This window comes from Planktotalea arctica (assembly GCF_002105285.1).
Lineage (GTDB): Bacteria > Pseudomonadota > Alphaproteobacteria > Rhodobacterales > Rhodobacteraceae > Planktotalea > Planktotalea arctica.
Genome location: NZ_MUHR01000015.1, coordinates 1 through 20,795, shown reverse-complemented (window position 1 = coordinate 20,795; position 20,795 = coordinate 1). Strand labels below are relative to the sequence as shown.

At 56.9% G+C, this 20,795-nt stretch carries 17 protein-coding genes; 11 read left to right on the top strand and 6 right to left on the bottom strand.

The features are described 5' to 3' along the window. Window positions 1-31 precede the first annotated feature (31 nt). A complete protein-coding gene (locus B9P63_RS15240; protein ID WP_085310362.1) occupies window positions 32-1,249 on the top strand; it encodes a COG4223 family protein in 1,218 nt (405 codons plus the stop codon). An 11-nt stretch (window positions 1,250-1,260) separates the two neighbouring features. After that, on the top strand, window positions 1,261-2,754 hold the full coding sequence (locus B9P63_RS15235) for a heme biosynthesis protein HemY (RefSeq protein WP_085310360.1): 1,494 nt from the start codon (window positions 1,261-1,263) through the stop codon (window positions 2,752-2,754). Here B9P63_RS15235 and B9P63_RS15230 read toward each other — a convergent pair. Both B9P63_RS15230 and B9P63_RS15225 read right to left on the bottom strand, forming a co-directional pair. Continuing rightward, on the bottom strand, window positions 2,751-3,530 hold the full coding sequence (locus B9P63_RS15230) for a metallophosphoesterase (protein WP_085310358.1): 780 nt from the start codon (window positions 3,528-3,530) through the stop codon (window positions 2,751-2,753). The two genes, B9P63_RS15235 and B9P63_RS15230, sit on opposite strands and share 4 nt — an antisense overlap. Window positions 3,531-3,563: 33 nt before the next feature. Next, entirely contained in the window at window positions 3,564-4,310 is a 747-nt protein-coding gene (locus tag B9P63_RS15225) for a glycosyltransferase (RefSeq protein ID WP_085310356.1), read from the bottom strand. 123 nt (window positions 4,311-4,433) lie between these two features. Here B9P63_RS15225 and B9P63_RS15220 point away from each other — a divergent pair, with 123 nt between their 5' ends. After that, window positions 4,434-6,971, top strand: coding sequence for a calcium-binding protein (locus tag B9P63_RS15220; RefSeq protein ID WP_139816272.1), 2,538 nt, complete (start codon window positions 4,434-4,436; stop codon window positions 6,969-6,971). Window positions 6,972-6,980: 9 nt separating this feature from the next. On the opposite strand, the gene B9P63_RS15215 is transcribed toward B9P63_RS15220, so the two are convergent. The 4 genes from B9P63_RS15215 to B9P63_RS15200 all read right to left on the bottom strand — a co-directional run bounded on the left by B9P63_RS15215 (window position 6,981) and on the right by B9P63_RS15200 (window position 11,489). Then, window positions 6,981-7,751: a sulfotransferase family 2 domain-containing protein gene (locus B9P63_RS15215; protein WP_085310352.1), complete on the bottom strand. Its 771-nt coding sequence runs from the start codon at window positions 7,749-7,751 to the stop codon at window positions 6,981-6,983. A gap of 69 nt (window positions 7,752-7,820) precedes the next feature. Beyond that, entirely contained in the window at window positions 7,821-8,795 is a 975-nt protein-coding gene (locus B9P63_RS15210; RefSeq protein ID WP_085310351.1) for a formylglycine-generating enzyme family protein, read from the bottom strand. Window positions 8,796-8,877: 82 nt separating this feature from the next. Continuing rightward, window positions 8,878-9,582 (bottom strand): response regulator transcription factor, encoded by a 705-nt coding sequence (locus B9P63_RS15205; RefSeq protein ID WP_085310349.1) that lies wholly within the window; start codon window positions 9,580-9,582, stop codon window positions 8,878-8,880. Beyond that, on the bottom strand, window positions 9,579-11,489 hold the full coding sequence (locus B9P63_RS15200; RefSeq protein ID WP_085310347.1) for a hybrid sensor histidine kinase/response regulator: 1,911 nt from the start codon (window positions 11,487-11,489) through the stop codon (window positions 9,579-9,581). The genes B9P63_RS15205 and B9P63_RS15200 overlap by 4 nt, the downstream gene beginning before the upstream one ends. Window positions 11,490-11,672: 183 nt before the next feature. Here B9P63_RS15200 and B9P63_RS15195 point away from each other — a divergent pair, with 183 nt between their 5' ends. The 8 genes from B9P63_RS15195 to B9P63_RS15160 all read left to right on the top strand — a co-directional run bounded on the left by B9P63_RS15195 (window position 11,673) and on the right by B9P63_RS15160 (window position 20,340). After that, window positions 11,673-13,646: an AMP-binding protein gene (locus B9P63_RS15195; RefSeq protein WP_085310345.1), complete on the top strand. Its 1,974-nt coding sequence runs from the start codon at window positions 11,673-11,675 to the stop codon at window positions 13,644-13,646. Between the two features lie 66 nt (window positions 13,647-13,712). Continuing rightward, complete coding sequence (locus B9P63_RS15190; protein WP_085310343.1) at window positions 13,713-14,531, top strand: ABC transporter ATP-binding protein; 819 nt, start codon at window positions 13,713-13,715, stop codon at window positions 14,529-14,531. Window positions 14,532-14,567: 36 nt separating this feature from the next. Then, complete coding sequence (locus B9P63_RS15185) at window positions 14,568-15,554, top strand: branched-chain amino acid ABC transporter permease (protein WP_085310341.1); 987 nt, start codon at window positions 14,568-14,570, stop codon at window positions 15,552-15,554. A 2-nt stretch (window positions 15,555-15,556) separates the two neighbouring features. Further along, window positions 15,557-15,802 (top strand): hypothetical protein, encoded by a 246-nt coding sequence (locus B9P63_RS15180; protein ID WP_085310339.1) that lies wholly within the window; start codon window positions 15,557-15,559, stop codon window positions 15,800-15,802. Beyond that, window positions 15,802-16,878 carry a branched-chain amino acid ABC transporter permease gene (locus tag B9P63_RS15175; protein ID WP_085310337.1) on the top strand — a complete coding sequence of 359 codons (1,077 nt, stop codon included), beginning with the start codon at window positions 15,802-15,804 and terminating at the stop codon, window positions 16,876-16,878. Before B9P63_RS15180 ends, B9P63_RS15175 begins: the two co-directional genes overlap by 1 nt. A 73-nt stretch (window positions 16,879-16,951) precedes the next feature. Beyond that, a complete protein-coding gene (locus B9P63_RS15170; RefSeq protein WP_085310335.1) occupies window positions 16,952-18,229 on the top strand; it encodes an ABC transporter substrate-binding protein in 1,278 nt (425 codons plus the stop codon). Window positions 18,230-18,299: 70 nt separating this feature from the next. Then, the gene (locus tag B9P63_RS15165) at window positions 18,300-19,124 is read left to right on the top strand and encodes an ABC transporter ATP-binding protein (protein WP_085310333.1); all 825 of its coding nucleotides are present in this window, start codon (window positions 18,300-18,302) and stop codon (window positions 19,122-19,124) included. A gap of 37 nt (window positions 19,125-19,161) precedes the next feature. After that, window positions 19,162-20,340, top strand: coding sequence for a phenylacetate--CoA ligase family protein (locus B9P63_RS15160; protein WP_085310331.1), 1,179 nt, complete (start codon window positions 19,162-19,164; stop codon window positions 20,338-20,340). Window positions 20,341-20,795: the final 455 nt, after the last annotated feature.

Sequence of the window (20,795 nt, the reverse complement as noted above, 5' to 3'; positions counted from 1 at the left end):
ATTGAGTTGCTGAATCGAGAGGGTGTGTAACGTGGCAAAACCGACCAAAGGCAATGGCGCAAAGTCTCAAAAGCCGGATATCGTTGAAGAGATCGTAGAAGATACGGTCGATGCGGCTGCCTCGAGTGATGCAAGTGATCCCGCCGAACCAATAGAGGTGGTTGAGCGCAGCGATGCTCCGCTTGATGATGCGCCCGACGAGAAACCCGGCGAGGCGTCTGGCGAGCCAGAGCACCAAGAAATAGACGCACCGCAAGAGCCCGTAGTGAGCACCGAAGTGGTGCGCGAAACTGTGATCGAGCGTAAGGGTGGCTTTATCCCCATTGTGCTTGGCGGCGTTGTTGCGGCCGGCATTGGTGTCGCCAGTGCTGGATATATCTTCCCGAATGGCCTGCCTTTTGGCGCGGGTGCGACGCAAAGCGTCGATCTGGCAAGTGAGGTAAAACTGCAAGCGGGCCGTATTGACGACCTAACGCAGATGCTGGAAAATCAACCAAGCCTCGACACGGGCCCGCTGGATGCTGCGGTCGCTGCTGTGGGTGATCTGCAAGCGCAGATCGAAGCGATTACGGATAGCCTTGCTGTGCTCGAGACGCGAATTTCCAGTCTTGAGGCGCGGCGAAGTGCCGATGGTAGCAGCGTTTCCTCCGCCATAGAGAACGAATTAGCGACCCTGCGCACCGCGCTTGATACCCAAAAGGGCGAGATCGCGCAGATGATCGAGCAAGCCAAAGACACCAAGCAAAGTGCAGAAGATGTCGCGCGGCAAACTTTGGCGCGCGCAGCTGTGACGCGCATTCTTGTTGCGCTCGATAGCGGCGCGTCTTTCGAGGATGCGCTGGCCGATGTGCAAGCTAATTCCCGGATCGAAGTACCCGAAGCACTGGCGCAGAGCGCCGCGAGCGGTGTACCGACGTTGTCCTTTTTGAGCGAAAGCTATCCACCTGCGGCGCGCGCGGCGCTTGCGGCTGTGCGTAGCGAGCAAACAGGCGGTGGTGTCGGTAACTTCCTGGCAAAGCAATTCGGCGTGCGTTCGGTTGCACCGCGCGAGGGTGGTGATCCCGACGCGGTCCTGTCGCGCGTGGAAGCCGCTGTCAGCGAAGGGCGTATCGCCGATGCGCTGGCTCAGGCGGACGTGCTGCCTGATACGGCGAAAGCCCCGCTGGCGGAGTGGATGGCACAGGCCAACCTGCGCCTTTCCGCTGCGCGAGAGGCAGAAGCTCTCGCCAATTCCTTGAACTCTCAATAAGGCGCTTTTTAATGCTTTGGTCTTTGCTAAAAGTTCTCTTTTTTGTGGCAATCGTGGCAGCGCTTACGTTGGGTGCTGGATATTTGATGGAATTGGGCGGCGGCGCTGTCGTTCAAATGGCGGGAAGCGAATTCACGCTTAGTCCGCTCCAATTGGTCATTGGCGTCATCGTTTTGATCGTCGCGCTTTGGGTTGCGCTCAAATTGCTGTCCTTGCTGGTTGCAACGCTGCGCTTCATCAACGGCGATGAAACTGCGATTACGCGATATTTCTCCAAGAACCGCGAGCGCAAGGGTTATCAGGCGCTTTCCGAGGGGATGATGGCACTTGCCTCTGGCGATGGACCCGCGGCGATGAGCAAGGCGGCCAAGGCGGAGAAATATCTTGCCAAGCCTGAGTTAACCAACCTGCTCACGGCGCAAGCGGCCGAAATGGCGGGTGATCATCGCAAGGCGGAAGAAACCTACAGAAAGCTGGTCACGAACGAGGCGACACGCTTTGTCGGCGTGCGTGGAATCTTGAAGCAGAAGCTGGCTGACGGGGATACGGAAACGGCCCTTAAGCTGGCCGAGCGCGCATTCGCTCTCAAGCCTAAGCACGAAGAAACGCAGGACATTTTGCTGAAACTACAAGCGCAGGGCTCTGATTGGGCTGGCGCGCGCAAAACGCTTGCGGCGAAGCTGAAAAGCGGCTCGCTTCCGCGCGATGTGCACAAGCGCCGCGAGGCGGTTCTGGCGCTTTCGCAAGCCGAAGGTGTCCTGGATGAGGGCAATGACATCGAAGCACGCGAAGCGGCGATCGAGGCAAATCGCCTATCTCCCGATCTGATTCCAGCCGCTGTCATGGCCGCGCGCAGCTATATCGGACAAGACAAAAAACGCTATGCAATCCGCGTTCTGAAAAAGGCATGGGATGTGCAGCCGCATCCTGATCTGGCCTCGGCCTATGCAGAGATCGAGCCGGACGAAACGTCGGAGCAGCGGATCAAGCGCTTTGACAAGCTGGTAAAATCGACGCTGGATCATCCTGAAACTAAGATGCTCAAGGCGGAATTGTTCATCGCAGCTGAAGATTTCCCATCGGCGCGCCGCGCGCTGGGCGATTTGGTTGAAACTGCCCCAGATGCGCGATCCTTGACGCTTATGGCGGCGATTGAGCGCGGCGAAGGTGGCAGCGATGCGGTCGTGCGCGGTTGGCTTGCGCGTGCGCTAAGCGCGCCGCGTGGTCCGCAATGGGTGTGTGATGCGTGCAACCACATTCACGCAGAATGGGAGCCGGTGTGCGCTAATTGCGCCAGCTTTGACACGCTTAGCTGGAAATCACCGCCGCAAGCGCAAATCGCCGAGCCTACGGGCGTTGCGATGTTGCCGCTGATCGTCGGCGCATTGGAGGATCGCTCCAGCGACGAGGCCGATGATATCATCGACGCAGAAGAGCCAGAGGTGATGGACGCGGAAGTCGTCACCGAAGACGCGGATGCACTTGACGAAGAAAAGAAAGCCTAGACGATACGGCAGGTGTTGTTGGTAAACGCCGCTGCCGTCAGATCACCCGTGAGATAGCAGCCCGTATCAAGCGAAACGCGGCTTTGCTCCCACACGGGACGATCGACGACGGTGTGACCGTGCACCACCCAATTGCCATCGGTGCGGGGCGTTTTCATAAAACTCTCGCAACCCCAAAGCATCACGTCCTGCGATTGCTGCTGTATCGGTTGCGCAGGATCGAACCCGGCATGTACGCAGTGCAAATTGCCGGATGCCCAGCGCATTGGTAGCTTGCGCAGCCATGTCTCCATCCCATCGGGCAGGGCGTCCCAGAGTTCTTCGCAGGCTTCATAAAGCTGTTCGGGTAGGGCGGCTTCATTAAGGCCAGTGATCCCGTAGCTTTGCAGCGTTTCGATGCCGCCGAACTTAAGCCAACGCGGTCCGGCTTTCAGCGGTTTGTCCAGAAAATCCAGCATCATGCGTTCATGATTGCCGATCAAGCAAACGACTGCATCTGGATCTGACAGGCTAAGCTGCATCACCTCGTCCAGCACGCCTGCGCTATCGGGGCCGCGATCCACATAATCACCAAGGAACACAAGCGCCGGATCATCAATGCCCTGCGCTTCGATATCATCGTCGATCCGTTCCAATGCGGCTTGCATCTGGGGCAGGCAGCCATGCACGTCGCCCACCGCATAAAAGGGGCGTGCAGGTTTCATTTCCACCTGCATGGGGCGCAGATTGATCGACGATGCCGCGCCGCCGCGTTTGTTACTGATGATACCTAGCATGATGCCTATCGCTTGATGATGTGCGCCTTAGGCTTAATCCAGCGCGCGCGGGGAGGCAACGTGAAGCGCGCTTGCATTGGCGCAAAGCCAGCGAAAATATGTGCCGTTCAGGACTGCCTTTGCACGTCCGCCTGCCGCGCCGAGCACATTACGCTCGTGCTGGCGATAATACAGGACCGGAGCCGTATCATGGACAAAGCGTGCGCCGGCCCTGCTTAAGATCAAGGCGGCCCACCAATCGTGAAAGGGAACGTCACGGGTCGGGGGCGCGCGTTTGAGCAGATCGACCGCAGCAGGCGAGAGCACGCAGGTGTGGCCTGCGACGGGGTTGCGCAGGAATGTGCGGGCAAAGCCTTTGACGGGGGCGCGCAATTGGCGATGCGTAACGTTCAAACCCGCGTCGGTGACGAACCGCCCCGCCGAATACAGCGCAGGGCCTTCGTCCTTGCCCAAATGCGCGAGCGCGCGTTCCAGCTTGTCTTTGCACCACACATCATCCTGATCGCAAAAAGCCGCGAAATGCCCCTTTGGAACATGGCTCAAGCCCCGCCAGAAATTGAGCGCGATGCCTTGCTGCGGACCTCGCAGTAGATGCAGGCGATCGCGCGCAAGGCAGTCGCGGGCGATCGCGAGGCTCGCATCGCTTGATCCATCATCGCTTAGAATAACACGCCAGTTTTCATGGCTTTGATCGCAAATTGATTGCAACTGCGCACGCAAAAACGTCGCCCCGTTCAGGGCAGCCAGAACGATACTGATAGGGGGACATGCAGCAGTCATTCGCCAAAAATCACATAAAATCCCTACCAAATCCTAAAGAAGAAACGCATTTGCGCCGCTGATGATCCAATTTTCTGCCTTTTGTGCGTCTTAGGTCTGACCCAATCAAAGCGTGAGGGTGACATGACGACACTTACTGTTCAAAACACCTGGAACTTGGGGCCTGCGTCGCACAGCATGAACCTGCGCGATATGGATCTGGTCAGCACATCCGGCGGCACGGTGCTTTATGCGACCAATGGCGCTTCGGGGGGGATCGTCAGCTATCTGGTTAACCCTCTCACCGGCGCACTGGGCTATGTTGATGCGCTCACCCTTGCGCCGCTTGCCTCGGTCGATGGACCCGCCCATCTGGAGCAGGTTACTCTGGGCGGTCAAGATTTCATCGTGAATCTGGGGCGTCACGCGGACGGCCTGGAGGCGGTTCAGATCGGCATTGGCAGCGATCTGGACACGCGGGTAGATATGGGCGGAACAGACGGTCTTGGTATCAGTTCGCTCAAATTTCACGCAGCCGGAACGCGCGATGTGGCCTATGCGAGTTATTGGGGCAGTGCCGATCTGGGGATCTATCAAGTGAGCGCAAGTGGCGCTTTGAGCCTTCTGGGCCAGATCATTTCCCCTTTCGATGCGCAAGGCGCTGATATTACGGGATTTCAGATAACACAGGTTCAAGGTCAGGATGTGCTTGTCTTTGCGGGGCGCGAACAAGACGCAATCTATAGTTACACGATCAACGCTAATGGCGGTTTGGCCGTTGCGGATGTTATCAGGATGAGTGATGGCCTGCCCATCGACACACCCACAGCGATGGAAATTATTGAGAGTGGCGGACAGCGCTTTGCGATCCTTGCCTCTGCCGGAACCTCCTCGCTGACGGTGATGGAGATTTCCAGCGCGGGGCAATTGACACCGGTGGATCACGTCAACGCCAGCCTGCACACGCGCATTCAGGGTGTCGTCGCGCTGGAAACCGTGAGCTTCGCAGATCGCCATTACGTCATTGCGGGAGGCGCGAACGATGGCATCAGCCTGTTTCAGCTTTTTCCTGACGGGCGGCTCTATCACCTTGATGCGCAAGAGGATTTGTTGGGCGCATCGCTCGCGAATGTCACGTCGATCACCGCTCAAGTGCGTGGCAGCGGCATCGATATTTATGTCGGATCGGAAAACGAAGCGGGCATCACGCAGCTGCGCTACGAGCTGGGCGCGCAATCGCCAATCCAGCACGGCACGGCTGGCGATGATACGCTGAATGGAACGGCGAATGCTGATTTTCTGATGGGCGGCGCGGGGGATGATACGATCAGCGGCGGCAATGGCGCGGATATGATCCTTGATGGCGCAGGTGCGGATCGTATGACCGGGGGCAACGGCGCGGATACGTTCATCCTTTCGCGCGATGGCGCGCGCGACGACATACTGGATTTTGACCCGTCGCAAGATCGTATCGATCTGTCGGGTTGGGGGCGCATCTATGATGTGAGCGCGCTGACCTGGTCGATCCGCAGCAACGGTGCGGTGATCACTTATGGCGATGAACTACTGGTCATTCGCACCGTCGATAATACTACGCTTTATTCGGATGACCTTGCGGCGCATGAGTTGTTCAACCTGTCCCACACGGACCTGAGTTACATGACCGGCGGACTTGATCCGCTGCTCGATGACACCGCATTGGGCAATTTCGAGGGGAGCGCGGGCGCGGATACGCTTGTGGGCTCCGATTTTGATGACACCATTCGTGGCAACCTTGGAGACGATTCGATTGTCGGCGGCGCGGGGAATGACGTTTTGAACGGCGGTGTCGGCGCGGATTATCTGGATGGCGGGGCTGGTTCGGATTGGGTCAGCTACGAGGGTTCGCGCGGCTCGCTTCGTGTCGATTTGATGTTTTCGCACATTAACACCAATGTCGCGGCGGGGGATATCTATGTTTCGATCGAAAACCTGATCGGTTCGCAGGGCTTTGACAATTTGCGCGGTACTTTGGACGATAACGTCATTCAGGGGGGGCGCAATGTAGACTACATTTTTGGGCGCCGAGGAAACGATACATTGGAAGGTGGCATAGGTGACGACGTCTTGTTCGGAGGCACCGGGGCGGATCTCTTGATCGGTGGAGCAAATCGGGATCGTGCGCAATATTCCGAAGCGTTAAGTGCTGTGCAGGTCGATTTGGCAAATCCGGCAAACAATACCGGTGAAGCAGCGGGTGATCAGTTCGATGGCATCGAGGACCTTGCGGGGAGCCGGTTCGATGATCTCCTGAATGGCAATGATGCTGCTAACCGCCTGTTTGGGCGCGAAGGCAGTGACATTTTGCAAGGTCGTGCGGGAGACGACTATTTGAACGGCGGTGCGCATGCGGATACATTAGATGGTGGAATGGGAAATGACATTCTACGCGGTGGTCAACATGCGGACACGTTCGTTTTTAACGATGGCAATGACACCATCGAAGATTTCAACGGCATTTGGGATAGCATCCTGCTTGACGCAGGCTTGCTGGGCGGCGGCCCGGTAACGGCGGCGCGCGCGTTGGAATTTGCGAGCGTCATCGCAGGACATACTGTTTTCGATTTCGGCGATAACGATCAGCTTACGCTTATGAATATCACCGACACTGCATCGTTGATTGATGACATTTCCTTTATGTAATTCAATGTGTCAAAGCTCCAGCCGATCCATAAGGGCAATGTCCAACGTCACGAAATCTTCGATACGTTTGCGATTGGCATCTTGCTCGAACCGTTGCATCAGGCGCGGCCATCGCAGCTCTGAAACAGGGCGATCACCAGCATTGTCGCGCGTCTCTGTCAGGTTGAGGTCAAAGCCGTAAAGCTCGTTCAGATCAGATTGTAGTGCAGAGAGGTTTTCAACCGAATAGATCCAATCAATCTTGGACATGTTTCTAAGGGCACCGCGCAGTTTGCGCCGTTCAGGCATGCGCGTGTAGACATGGCCGGGTCGAATGCGTTTTGATCCGAAGTAGCTGCAATAAAAATTGTCGTAGTGATCGAAGACAAAGTTCTGCCAAGCAACGTCGCCGCCAAAGAAATAGTCATCAACGCTGTTGGCGAGGATTTTGCGTTTACCGGCGTGTCGCGGGTCTTCCAATTGCTCGGGGTTCAGTGCTTCGGCTTCCTTCAGCAGGTAAAAGTAAAATGATGCAATCCTTTCGCGCGGATCACGAAGGATTGAAAAGACAAAGCGTGGTTTTTCGATCCGGTCGAGGGCAATCCAGTCGATATGTCCGGAATAAAGACTGTATCCCTGCGGGAACTGGTCTTCTGGCGTAGATGCTTGCGTATGGACGCGGATCGGACTGACCGCGTCTTTTCCGACTGCGCGCACCAATTCATTGTGCACCGTTTGTCCCGCTGTTTTCGGGATATGCAAAAAGACGATTGGCGGGGATGTGTTGTTAGAATCAAACATGCTCCCTTGCCTATGCGAAACCTCTTACGGACCTGTAAACGCCTTGCGAAAAACGAGTGTTTGATTGCGTCACAGATCACCGGCGACGCGAAAACCGCAGTTGCCGGTTGAGCTATCGGGATCGTTCGAACTACGCGAATGCACGTGATACCGATCGCAGTAGCTATCGTGACATAAGTGTGAGCCGCCGCGCTGTACGCGCCACTCGCCGCTTTGCGGGCCGGATGGGTCTTTTGCTGGAGTTGCGGAGGGCGTGGGGATCGCTGCGAAGTAATCACCAACCCACTCCCAGACATTTCCGGTCATGTTGAATAGACCGAAACCATTGGGCGCGAAAGCTGTGACAGGGGCGGTGCCGACATGGCCGTTTGCGCCTGTGTTCTCGTTTGGAAACGCGCCTTGCCAGGTGTTCATGCGATGCTGGCCGCCCGGTGTCATCGTATTGCCCCAAGGGAATTTCATGCGCGCCAAGCCGCCACGTGCGGCGCGCTCCCACTCGGCTTCGCGCGCGAGGCGCAGGCCAGCCCATGTGCAATAGGCAAGCGCGTCAGACCATGTAATATGCACGGCGGGATGATCTGGAATGCTTTGCCAAGAACTGCCCGGCCCGCGCGGCGCACCCCAGTACGCGCCATCCACTTTGCGCCACCATGGCAGGCCGGGGGGTGAAACGGGCCAGTCCTTCGGCGCATCCAAAAAGAGGTGGAACACAAAGCTCCAGCCCTCGCGCTCGGCCACGGAAACATAACCGGTGTCCAGGGCGAACACTGCGAAATCGGCGTTGCTCACCGCGTGGGGCGACATCAGAAAAGGCGAGATTTTGACTTTGGCGCGGGGGCTTTCGAGATCTGCGGGAAAGTTCGATTTGCGGGCACCCATTTCAAAGATGCCGCCGGGTATTTCGGTCAGGCGCGCGCGCAGCTGATCGCGGATTGTGCAGCTTGCCAATGGCACTGCCAGTGCAGCGTCGCGGTAGACGTGATGGGGCGCTTGGCCTGGCGGATTGCATTTGCCGGGGCAGCATGCGCTGTCGTTTCCTACCATGGTTGAATCCTGTTTCCCCGAAGCCTCGCACATTGATAGCGTGCCCTGAAGCGGCGATCAAACTCTGGGCGAATGATGCGGCCTAGCGCCAACCCACATCGCCTAGAAAGATGTATCCAGCGCCATAGATCGTTTTGATCAACTGTGGGTTCTTGGGGTCTTCGCGAAGTTTCGTGCGCAAGCGCGAGATGCGCACATCCATGGCACGGTCGAAACTTTCGCCTGCACCTCCGCCCAGCATATCCTGCATTTGTGCACGTGAAATCAGCCGCTTGGGGCTTTGCAGGAACAGGCGCAGTACTTCGCCCTCGGCATGGCTGAACGTGGTTTCACGCCCCGTGTCATCCTCAAGCGCGTAGCGATCGAAATGCGCGGTCCAGCCGGCGAAATGTGCGGTGTTCGAGGTGGTGTCAGTTGGTTTGCTCTTGCGTAGTCGCACTCGGATGCGCGCGACGACTTCGCTGGGATCGAAAGGCTTGATAATATAATCATCCGCACCGAGCTCGAGGCCCGTCACCCTATCCTGCACCTGCGCGCGGCCTGAAATGATAATTACGATTGCGCCCTGCTCGAGTGCGAGGCGATGCACCAGCGTCAGCCCGTCCTTGTCAGGCAAGGACAGATCGACGAGGCACACATCGGGTGTCACCGTGCGCAGGGCCGCTTCGAATTCGCGGGCCCGCCCGAAGCTCATGGTGCGAAATCCTGCATCTTCGAGGGTTTCGGACAGAATTTTCCGGATTTCAGGTTCGTCATCAAGGATCGTGACGAGAGGTAATTCGCTCATGCTGCGCCCTCTGCGGCCAAGGTCAGTGCCAGTCGCAGGGCTTCTGGCGTGAATGGTTTCTGAAGGAATGCACCACGCGCCGCAGCTGCTTGGTGCAGTGGATCGCAAGTGGGCAGCGATGTCATCAATGTAATCGGTTGATCGACTATCTTCGCCAGATCAAGCCCGGTGCGTGCTCCGCCAAGGCGGATATCGGACAGAACATAGGCAATGTCCGGCAGTGAGCCAAGCAACGCTTCGGCCTCGTGAACGGATGTCGCTTCGAGCACCTGATGCCCCTGTTCCACCAGCATATCGCGGATCGACATGCGCAAATCCTCGCTGTCCTCGACCAAGAGAACAAGGCCCGCAGGCAGCCCGGCCACGCTAGCGCGCAGCGGCAAGCGCAGCACCACATGCGCGCCGCCAGCGTTAAACAAGCGCACATCGCCGCCGGCAAGTTTGGTCATGTCGTAGACCATCGCAAGGCCAAGCCCCGAGCCTTCGCCGCCTTTGGTGGTAAAGAAGGGATGCAGCGCCTTGCTTAGGGCCTGCGGCGAGAACCCGGGCCCTGTATCCGCGATTTCAATTTCCAGCCATGTGTCTTGCACTGCACGCGCGCTGAGCGTGATTTGTCCGCCTGGTGGCGTCGCGTCGCGCGCGTTGAGGATCAGGTTCAAGAGGCTGTCTTGCAGCATGCCGGCATCGATGTTGAACACCCCATTGGGCACATCGCCATCGATGTGCAGATGGTAGTTACTGCCAAGCGTGGGCGAGGCCATGATTTCCAATTCGCTCAGAAATTCGGGCAGGCGCACGGGCACCGGGCTAAACTGGCGTGGACCGGTCATGTCGGCGATGCGGTGGAGTAGACTGCCGCCCCTGCGTGCAGCGGCGAGCGTTGCGTTTATCAGATGATGCGCGTCGCTGGGGAGATCGTCCATGCGTTGTAGCTTGCCCTGCATGCCGAGAATGATGGTCAGCAAGTTCGAAAAATCGTGCGCAAGGCCGCTGGTCAACTGCGCGGCCATCTCGCGGCGGCGTGTCTGTTGCAGTGCGACGCGGGTCTGGGTTTCTTCGGTCACATCCATGGAAAGCACATAAACGCCCCGCACTTCTCCATTGGTGCTATCGGGGGTCAAAGCGACGCGCACGCGGCGCGAACTGGGGGCGTGGGTGAATTCGAACACCGATGGCACGCCGTCGAACGCGCGCTCGATGTAGGGACCGATCACTGCATATGTTGGCGCGCCAAGTGCCTGTGCGGCGGTCAGCCCGACGATTTCATCGGTGCTGCCCGGCATTACATCGCGCAGGCGGCGGTTGGAAAAGGTGTAGCGCTGCGCGAGGTCGATATGGGCGATATGCGCAGGCATCATCTGGGCGGTGAGGCGCGTGCGCGCCTCCATGTGGGTCAATTGATGCTTCGTTTCTTCCAGTGCGGCGTTACTGGAGGCAAGAGCACGGTTGCTGGAGGCAAGCTCTTCGGAGCGGGAAAGTACCTGTTCGGAGAGCACTTCGGAGCGCGCGCGCAGGAGTGCCTCCTGCCTCTTGGTTTCCGTGATGTCAGTGTAGACTGTCACCCAGCCGCCGTCCGGCAGCGGCGCGCCCTCGACGCTAATCACGCGGCCGTTCGCGCGGGTGCGCTCCATATAATGCGCCTCGAAGGCGCGGGCGAGCTCGACCCGAACGGCTATGAAATCCTCAAGGTCGTCCACTTCGCCATATTCACCGCGCTGTGCCAGATAGCGGATCACGTCCCTGAAGCTGACCCCCGGCTTGACCAGCGCATTGGGCAGATTGAACATCTGCTGCATGGGGCGGTTGATCAGCACTAGCCGCAAATCAGAATCAAAAATCGACATGGCCTGCTGAATAAGGTTCAGGCCTGCTTCGATCATGGCGTCATGGCTGGGTGTGCGGTTCATGCCCCATTGCTATCACCGCGCAGAGGTGGGCGAAAAGCCCCGAGGCGTGCTTGTTACAATTCGTTAGGTTTTAGAAACTTTGCGGAAAAAGTTGACCTTCAAGAATTTGACGGCACGGTTAGGGCAGCGAGTCGCACAAAGCGGCCAGAGGCGCCCGAAAGCGCGCAACGGGAGGAGACATCAGTGACACAAACGTCGACAGGCGTTGATGGGCTTACGTCCATCCCAGCGCTTTTGAACCGCAACGCATCCACGTTCGCCGGTAAGGCCGCTTATCGTGAAAAAGAGTTTGGCATCTGGCAAAGCTGGACATGGGCCGAGGCCGAGAAAGAGATTGAGGCGTTGGCGCTGGGTCTGTTGAATCTTGGTGTGAACGAGGGCGATTTTATCGCTGTCATCGGACGCAACCGCCCTGCGCTTTACTGGGCGATGGTTGCCGCTCAATCCGTAGGTGCAGTGCCTGTGCCACTTTATTCAGACGCTGCCGCAGAGGAAATGGCTTACGTGCTGGAGCACTGCGGGGCGCGTTTCGTCATCGTCGCGGATCAGGAGCAGGTGGACAAGGTGATCGAGGTGCAGGATCAATTGCGCCAGTTCCAGCATTTGATTTACCTCGATGCGCGCGGGCTTCGCAAATATGACCACACAACGCTGCACCAGTATTCGAACGTGCAGGATCAGGGCCGCGCCGCTTACGATGAATTCCACCCTGAACTGGTGCGCCGCCGCGACGCGCTGAATTACGACAGCACCTGCGTGATGCTTTACACATCCGGCACCACGGGCAAGCCCAAGGGCGTTGTGCTGAGCAATCGCAACATCATCGAAACCTCCAAGAATTCATCGGAGTTCGATGATTTGAGTGCGGGCGAGGATATTCTGGCTTACCTGCCAATGGCCTGGGTCGGCGATTTCATCTTTTCGCTCGGGCAGGCCTATTGGACCGGCTTCTGTGTCAATTGCCCTGAGAGCTTCGAGACAATGATGACTGATCTGCGAGAGATCGGTCCAACCTATTATTTCGCCCCGCCGCGCGTGTTCGAGACGCAGTTAACCACGGTAATGATCCGCATGGAGGACGCGAGCCCGATGAAAAAGCGGATGTTCGACTACTTCATGGCTCACGCCAAGAAGGTTGGTCCCGACATTCTGGACGGCAATCCCGTAAGCGGTTTTGATAAGCTGAAATATGCGCTGGGCAATCTCCTGGTCTACGGTCCGCTGAAAAATACCCTGGGCTTTTCGCGCGTGCGCATCGGCTATACTGCAGGTGAAGCGATTGGCCCTGAAATCTTTGATTTCTACCGCTCGCTCGGGATTAATCTGAAACAGCTTTATGGTCAGACCGAGGCGTCTGTGTTTATCACACAGCAGCCCGACGGGCAGGTGCGCTCTGATACGGTCGGCGTGCCTAGCCCTGGCGTGGAATTAAAGATTGCAGAGAACGGGGAGGTGTTCTACCGCTCTTCGGGTACGTTCGTTGAGTATTACAAGAACGCTGAAAGCACGGCGGACACCAAGGATGCCGAGGGCTGGGTTGCGACGGGCGATGCGGGCTTTATCGAAGATGGTACGGGCCATCTGCGCATCATCGATCGCGCCAAGGATGTCGGTAAAATGGCGGGGGGCGAAATGTTCGCGCCTAAGTATGTCGAGAACAAGCTGAAGTTCTATCCCAACATTCTGGAAACTGTCGTTTTTGGCGCGGGCCGCGAATATTGCACGGCTTTTGTTAACATCGACTTGAACGCCGTCGGAAACTGGGCCGAGCGTAACAACATCGCCTATGCGTCCTATCAGGAATTGGCGGGGCATCCCCGTGTGCTCGAGACAATTCAGGAGCATGTGGAGACGGTGAACCGGTCCGTGGCCGAGGATCCGATGCTGTCGGCCTGCCAGGTCCACCGTTTTCTGGTGCTGCACAAGCAATTGGACGCGGACGACGGCGAGCTGACGCGCACGCAAAAGGTGCGCCGCAAGATCATCGGCGAGAAGTTCGAAGATCTGGTGAACGCGCTGTATGACGGATCGCAGCAAATCTACACCGAAACCGAAGTCACCTATGAGGACGGCCGCAAAGGGATGATCAGCGCGACGCTGGAAATCCGCGACGCGAAGGTGGTGCCCGTCACGGCGCAGAAGATCGCGGCGGAATGATCATGAACCTTCAACATTTGAGTTTAATTGGCAAGATGAAGCCGAAGATGAAGACGGGGCGCTGCGATGCTTGATCAGACCGAGGGATATGTCACCGAGGATGGCCGCAAGATCGGTGGCGTGGTGATGGAAATGAAGAATATCACGCTGCGTTTTGGCGGTGTGGTGGCGATCAAGGATATTTCGTTCGATATTCGGCAGGGTGAAATTCGCGCAATTATTGGCCCGAACGGGGCTGGTAAGTCCTCGATGCTCAACGTGATTTCGGGATTCTACGTGCCGCAAGAGGGTCAGGTTTTGTTCAATGGCAAACCGCGCCCGCAAATGCGCCCCTACGAGGTCGCCCAGCAGGGCATCGCGCGCACTTTTCAGAACATCGCATTGTTCGAGGGCATGTCGGTTCTGGACAACATCATGACGGGCCGTTTGAACAAGATGAGTTCCAGTATCTTCTCGCAAGCCATCTGGCGCGGCAAGGCCGAGCGCGAAGAGGTCGAAAACCGTGAAAAGGCAGAGCGGATCATCGACTTTCTGGAAATTCAACACATCCGAAAGACGCCTGTTTCGCGTTTGCCTTATGGTCTCAAGAAGCGTGTGGAGTTGGCGCGCGCGCTGGTGGCGGAGCCGAACCTGTTGCTGCTGGACGAGCCAATGGCAGGCATGAACGTCGAGGAGAAAGAGGACATGAGCCGCTTCATTCTCGATGTGAACGACGAATTTGGGACCACCATCGCGCTGATCGAGCATGACATGGGCGTTGTCATGGACCTCTCTGACCGCGTGGTCGTGATGGATTATGGCAAGAAGATTGGCGATGGAACACCAAGCGAAATTCGCAACAACCAAGCCGTGATCGATGCGTATCTGGGGGTGGCACATGACTGATTTTGCCCTGACGATTTACACTAAGGAGGCTTCATAATGCCCGAACAGCTCATCTATGCGATGGAAGTTTTCCTCAACGGTCTGATGGCGGGGGTGCTTTATGCGCTGGTCGCGCTTGGCTTCGTTTTGATTTTTAAAGCCTCCGGTATTTTCAACTATGCTCAAGGGGTTATGGCGCTGTTTTCGGCGCTGACGCTTGTGGGGATCATGGATGGGCAAGTGCCGTTCTCCCATATCATCAACGCGGTGTTTGGCACGGAGATTCATCACTTTGGCTGGCACGTGCCTGCATTGTTAGCGATCCTGCTCACAATGGCGGTGATGGTGCTCTTTGCATGGCTCGTGCAGCGCTACATCTTCAAACACCTGGTCGGGCAGGAGCCTATTATCCTGTTCATGGCCACCATTGGCCTTGCGTACTTCCTTGAAGGTGTGGGCGATTTGATGTGGGGCTCTGAAATCAAAAAGCTCGACGTTGGTCTGCCGCAAGGGATTAACCTGCCAATCGAGACGTTCACGGATGGAATTTTCGGCTACGGCTTCTTCATTGGCAACCTTGATCTGGTGGCGACGGCGATTGCGATCCTGCTGGTCGCGGCGCTGGTCATCTTTTCGCAATATTCCAAAGAGGGCCGCGCGATGCGGGCTGTGGCGGATGACCACCAAGCTGCTCTTTCGGTTGGTGTTTCGCTCAACTTTATCTGGATCATGGTCTGGTCGGTTGCGGGTTTCGTCGCGCTGGTCGCGGGCATCATGTGGGGCACGAACTCGGGCGTACAATTCTCGCTCTCTTTGATCGCTTTGAAAGCGCTTCCTGTTCTGATGCTGGGCGGTTTCACCTCGATTCCCGGTGCGATTGTCGGTGGCCTCATCATCGGCGTTGGCGAGAAGCTGTTCGAATTTGCGATTGGCCCCATGGTGGGCGGGGCGACGGAAAACTGGTTCGCCTATGTTCTCGCGCTCATCTTTCTTGTCTTCAGACCCCAAGGTCTGTTCGGCGAGAAAATTATTGAGAGGGTCTGAACATGCACAAGATCATTGCAATCGTGAATGTCATTGCATGGGGCGGGTTCTGGGCCTTTGGTTATCTTGCTCTCACCACTTCGCTCGCAGATGGCGGACAGATGGTGACAGCGGCCTTGCTTGCAGCGGCAGGTGGAGCCGTAGGGCTTTGGGCCTATTTCCAGCTGGTACGTCACAGCGAACGCACCGGCTATGCCAAGAAACCTAACCGCGTCTATCAGCGCGATGATGAAGAGGCGGCGATCTGATGTTTTACCGTGAAGCAGGCGATTTCAAAACGACCTACACAGACGACAACCAGACCTTTCCGATCAAGTTCGATCGCTATCGCTATTATGTGGTGCTGGCCGTTGCATTCGGAGTTATTCCCTTCCTGATCAACGACTATTGGGCGAACGCGTTTCTGCTGCCGTTCCTGATCTATTCGATCGCGGCGATTGGCCTGAATATCCTGACGGGATATTGTGGACAAGTTTCGCTTGGCACGGGCGGTTTCATGGCTGTGGGCGCCTATGCGTGCTACAAATTGATGACCGGTTTTCCCGATGTGAACATCTTTTTCCATATTATTGCTGCGGGCGGCATTACGGCGCTTGTGGGAACAGCCTTCGGCCTTCCATCCTTGCGGATCAAAGGGTTCTACCTTGCTGTGGCGACGCTAGCGGCACAGTTCTTTCTGGTTTGGCTGTTCAACAAGGTAAGCTGGTTTTACAACTACTCGGCGTCTGGCCAGATCAATGCGCCAGAGCGTTTTGTGTTCGGCGTGCCTGTGACCGGCGCGAACACAGAAGCCTGGGCCACCTATCTGTTCTGCCTCGTCTTCCTGACGATCTCGGCGATCATCGCACGCAATCTGACGCGCGGGATGCAGGGGCGCAAATGGATGGCGATCCGGGATATGGATATCGCCGCTGAAATCATCGGCGTGAACCCGCTGCGTGCCAAGCTGAGCGCCTTTGCTGTGTCGTCCTTCTTCATCGGCATCTCGGGCGCGCTGTTCTTTGCGGTCTACTTGGGCGCGGTGGAGGTTGGCGAAGTTTTCGGCATCCAGAAATCGTTCCTCGTGCTGTTCATGATCATCATTGGCGGTCTCGGGTCGATCTTCGGTTCGTTTGCAGGGGCGGCGTTCCTTGTGTTGCTGCCGGTGGTATTGAAGCTGATCGGCGTGGACCTTTTGGGTTGGCCGACAGACATCGTTGCGCATTTCAATCTGGTGATCGTGGGCGCATTGATCATCGTCTTTCTTATCGCAGAGCCACACGGCATCGCCCAGCTCTGGCGGGTTGCGAAAGAGAAGCTACGCCTCTGGCCCTTCCCGCATTAATCCTGTGCTGGGCCAGAGTACAATAAGGGGCGAATGCCCTGCACGTCGGTATAACCATGGGAGGAAAAACCCGATGAAGATGAAACTACCTGCGATGGCGCTTAGTGCGCTGATGATTGCAAGCCCTGTGATGGCGGACCTTGTGTTCCCATCCCTATCCTATCGCACAGGTCCATACGCGGCGGGTGGTATCCCGTTTGCCGATGGCTACGCGGATTACTTCACACTGCTCAACGAGCGTGATGGCGGTATTGGCGGTGTCATGACCTCCGTTCCGGAATGCGAAACAGCCTATAACACCGAAAAAGGCGTGGAGTGCTACGAATCCACCAAGGATAGTGGCGCGCTGGTTTATCAGCCACTTTCCACGGGTATCACGTATCAGCTGATCCCCAAGACCACGGCAGACGGCATTCCGATGCACACGATGGGCTATGGCCGCACGTCGGCTGCGAACGGCAAGGTGTTTAGCCACACGTTCAACTACCCTGCAAACTACTGGAACGGCGCCTCTGGTGCGATCAACTATCTTCTGAGCCAAGGCGATCTGAGCGGCAAGAAAGTCGCGCTGGTCTATCACAACTCCGCCTATGGCAAAGAACCGATCCGCACGCTCGAAGAGCTGTCGAAGAAGCACGGCTATGATCTGACGTTAATCCCCGTGGATCATCCGGGCCAGGAGCAGAAATCACAGTGGCTGCAAATCCGCCGCGAAAAGCCTGATTTCGTAATCATGTACGGTTGGGGCGTGATGAACCAGGTTGCGGTTCAAGAAGCGGCAAACGTGCGGTTCAACATGGAGAACTTCATTGGCATTTGGTGGTCCGGTTCCGAGAACGACGTGCTGCCTGCCGGCGATGCCGCGAATGGCTATAAGGCTGTGACGTTCCACGGTGTTGGCGATGACTTCCCCGTCTTTGACGACATCCGCAAGTATGTTGTAGATGCGGGCAAGGCTGCTGGTAATGGCGATCAGGTCGGTACGGTTCTGTATAACCGTGGTCTCTATGCGGCGATGCTTGCGGCTGAAGCGGCAAAGACGGCGCAGGAAATCCACGGCACGGCTGACATCACCGCGGCTATGATGCGCGATGGCATGGAAGCACTGGAAATCACCGAAGAGAAAATGGCAGCCCTTGGCCTGCCGGGCTTTGGTCCAGCGTTCAAAGTGTCGTGCGAAAACCACGGTGGTCCTGGCCTTGTTGGCATGACCCAGTGGGATGCGTCTGCGAAAAAGTGGACGATGATTTCTGAGTTCGGCCCAAGCGACATGGACGTGATCCAGCCCCTGATCGACGAAGATTCCATGGCCTATGCTGCGGAAAACAAGATCGAGGCAGGCTGCAACTAAGCCAATCCGGTCCGGCCGGCATTGTGCTGGCCGGACCAACTCCAACCCAATTTAAGACAGGGCGTTTGTTATGCTAGATGCTGCTCCGACCACGGAAAACCTGCTCGAAGTCAACAATATCGAAGTGATCTACAATCACGTGATCCTCGTGTTGAAAGGCGTCAGCTTGAATGTGCCCAAAGGCGGTATTGTTGCGTTGCTTGGCGGCAATGGTGCGGGCAAGACGACGACCCTTAAGGCGATTTCCGGCCTGCTGGCCTCAGAGCGCGGTGATATCACCAAAGGCTCGGTTAGCTATCGTGGGGCGAACCTTGCGGGGCGTGATCCTGCGGATCTGGTGCGCTCTGGTGTCATTCAGGTGATGGAGGGCCGTCATTGTTTCGAGCATCTCACTGTAGAGGAAAACCTGCTGACCGGCGCATACACGCGCAAGGACGGCAAAGCAGCAATCGCTGCCGATCTGGAGATGGTCTATGACTATTTCCCGCGTATCAAAGAGCGCCGTAAATCGCTGGCGGGTTATACTTCGGGCGGGGAACAACAGATGGTCGCCATGGGCCGCGCGTTGATGTCGCGTCCTGAAACGATCCTGCTTGATGAACCATCAATGGGCCTTGCGCCGCAACTCGTGGAACAGATTTTCGAGATCGTGAAGAAGGTGAATGAGGAGGAGGGCGTGACCTTCCTTCTGGCCGAGCAGAACACCAACGTCGCGCTGCGCTATGCGCATTACGGTTATATCCTAGAAAGTGGACGCGTCGTCATGGACGGCCCTGCGGCAGAGCTGCGAGAGAACCCCGACGTCAAGGAGTTCTACCTTGGCATGTCGGATGACGGTCGCAAATCTTTTCGTGATGTGCGCTCGTACCGTCGTCGCAAGCGTTGGCTGAGTTGATCTGTTCCCCACCTCCCTTTCATTTGAGAGCTGCCATATGACCACCTATTTCGACACTTTAGAAACGCGATCCACGGATGAGCGCAGCGCTGACCAAAGCGCCGCGCTTTTGAAACAGCTTGGACGTAGCAGTGCGGATGGAGGCAGCGTCGGGTCGATCGATGATTTACCCAAGTTACCGGTTTTTCGCAAATCTGACCTTGTAGCGTTGCAATCTGACAAGCCCCCTTTCGGTGGTCTCAACGTATCGAACATCGCACATATATTCCAATCCCCCGGTCCGATCTATGAACCTGGCGGTATCTCCCACGACTGGTGGCGCATTGGCCGCTTCCTGCATGCCTGTGGCATCGGCAAAGGTGACGTCATACAGAATTGTTTTGGGTATCATCTCACGCCTGCCGGTTCGATCTTCGAGAACGGTGCTCGTGCTGTGGGCGCGACTGTGCTTCCTGCGGGAACGGGTCAAACAGAGTTGCAAGTACGCGCAGCGAAGGATGTGGGCTCGACCGCTTATGCGGGCACGCCTGACTATCTGAAGGTGATCCTCGATAAGGCGGATGAGATGGGCGTTGCCCTTGGCATCTCCAAAGCGGCTGTTGGCGGCGGTGCCTTGTTCCCTTCCCTGCGCCAGGAATACGCTGATCGGGGTATCCTGTGTTTGCAAAACTACGCGACTGCCGACCTTGGTAATGTCGCGTACGAATCCCAAGCCCAAGAGGGCATGATCATTGACGAAGGCGTGATCGTCGAAATCGTCATTCCCGGTACGGGCATCCCAGTGGAGCCGGGCGAGGTTGGCGAAGTCATCGTCACATCGCTCAATCCTGACTATCCCCTGATCCGTTTTGCAACGGGTGATCTAAGCGCGATGATGGCTGGTGTTTCACCATGTGGGCGCACCAATACCCGTATCAAAGGCTGGATGGGCCGTGCCGATCAAACCACCAAGATCAAAGGCATGTTCGTGCGCCCCGAACAGGTGGCAGATCTTGTTGCGAGCCATGATGGCATTGCGCGCGCGCGCGTGATAGCAACGCGCGAGGCGGAAAAAGATGTGTTGACCGTGCAGATCGAAACGGCTGCGACAGAGCCAAACGGCTTTGCCGACGCTGTGCAATCAACGCTAAAGATGAAAGGTGCTGTCGAGCTTGTTGCCCTCGGTGCATTGCCGCGCGACGGGCTGGTGATCGAGGATCGCCGCAGCTACGATTGATAACCTCACAAGACTTGTGAAGGTCTGCTTGAGCGCGTCTCCGAGGCAAGGCAGAAATCTGCACCACCCAAACCGTTGCGTGTGGCCCTTGAGGCACCGCGCGGAAGGCGGTGCAGGAGATATCACCTATCTCCCCGTGTGGCACGTGCTCTTGTGTCTAGTGGTGATCATGGATTTGGCGATCTTTGAAGCATGAGGCCGTATACTTGCACGTAATCAATAGCTGGTTCCAAGCAAAACGGATTATTGATGGCTGGATCGTGTTCTACAACTTTGAGCAACCTCACACTGCGTTCGATAAGGGTACGCCAGACTCGGCATACTTCAAACAGGCGAAACTAACAAAAGCGGCACGATTACTAAATCGAAGCATCGTAGCTAAGCCGCAAAATTGCCCTAAAAGGCAGAGCCGGTTCAAGGTTTATATGAAGTCCAGGCCTGCGGATTTCAGAATT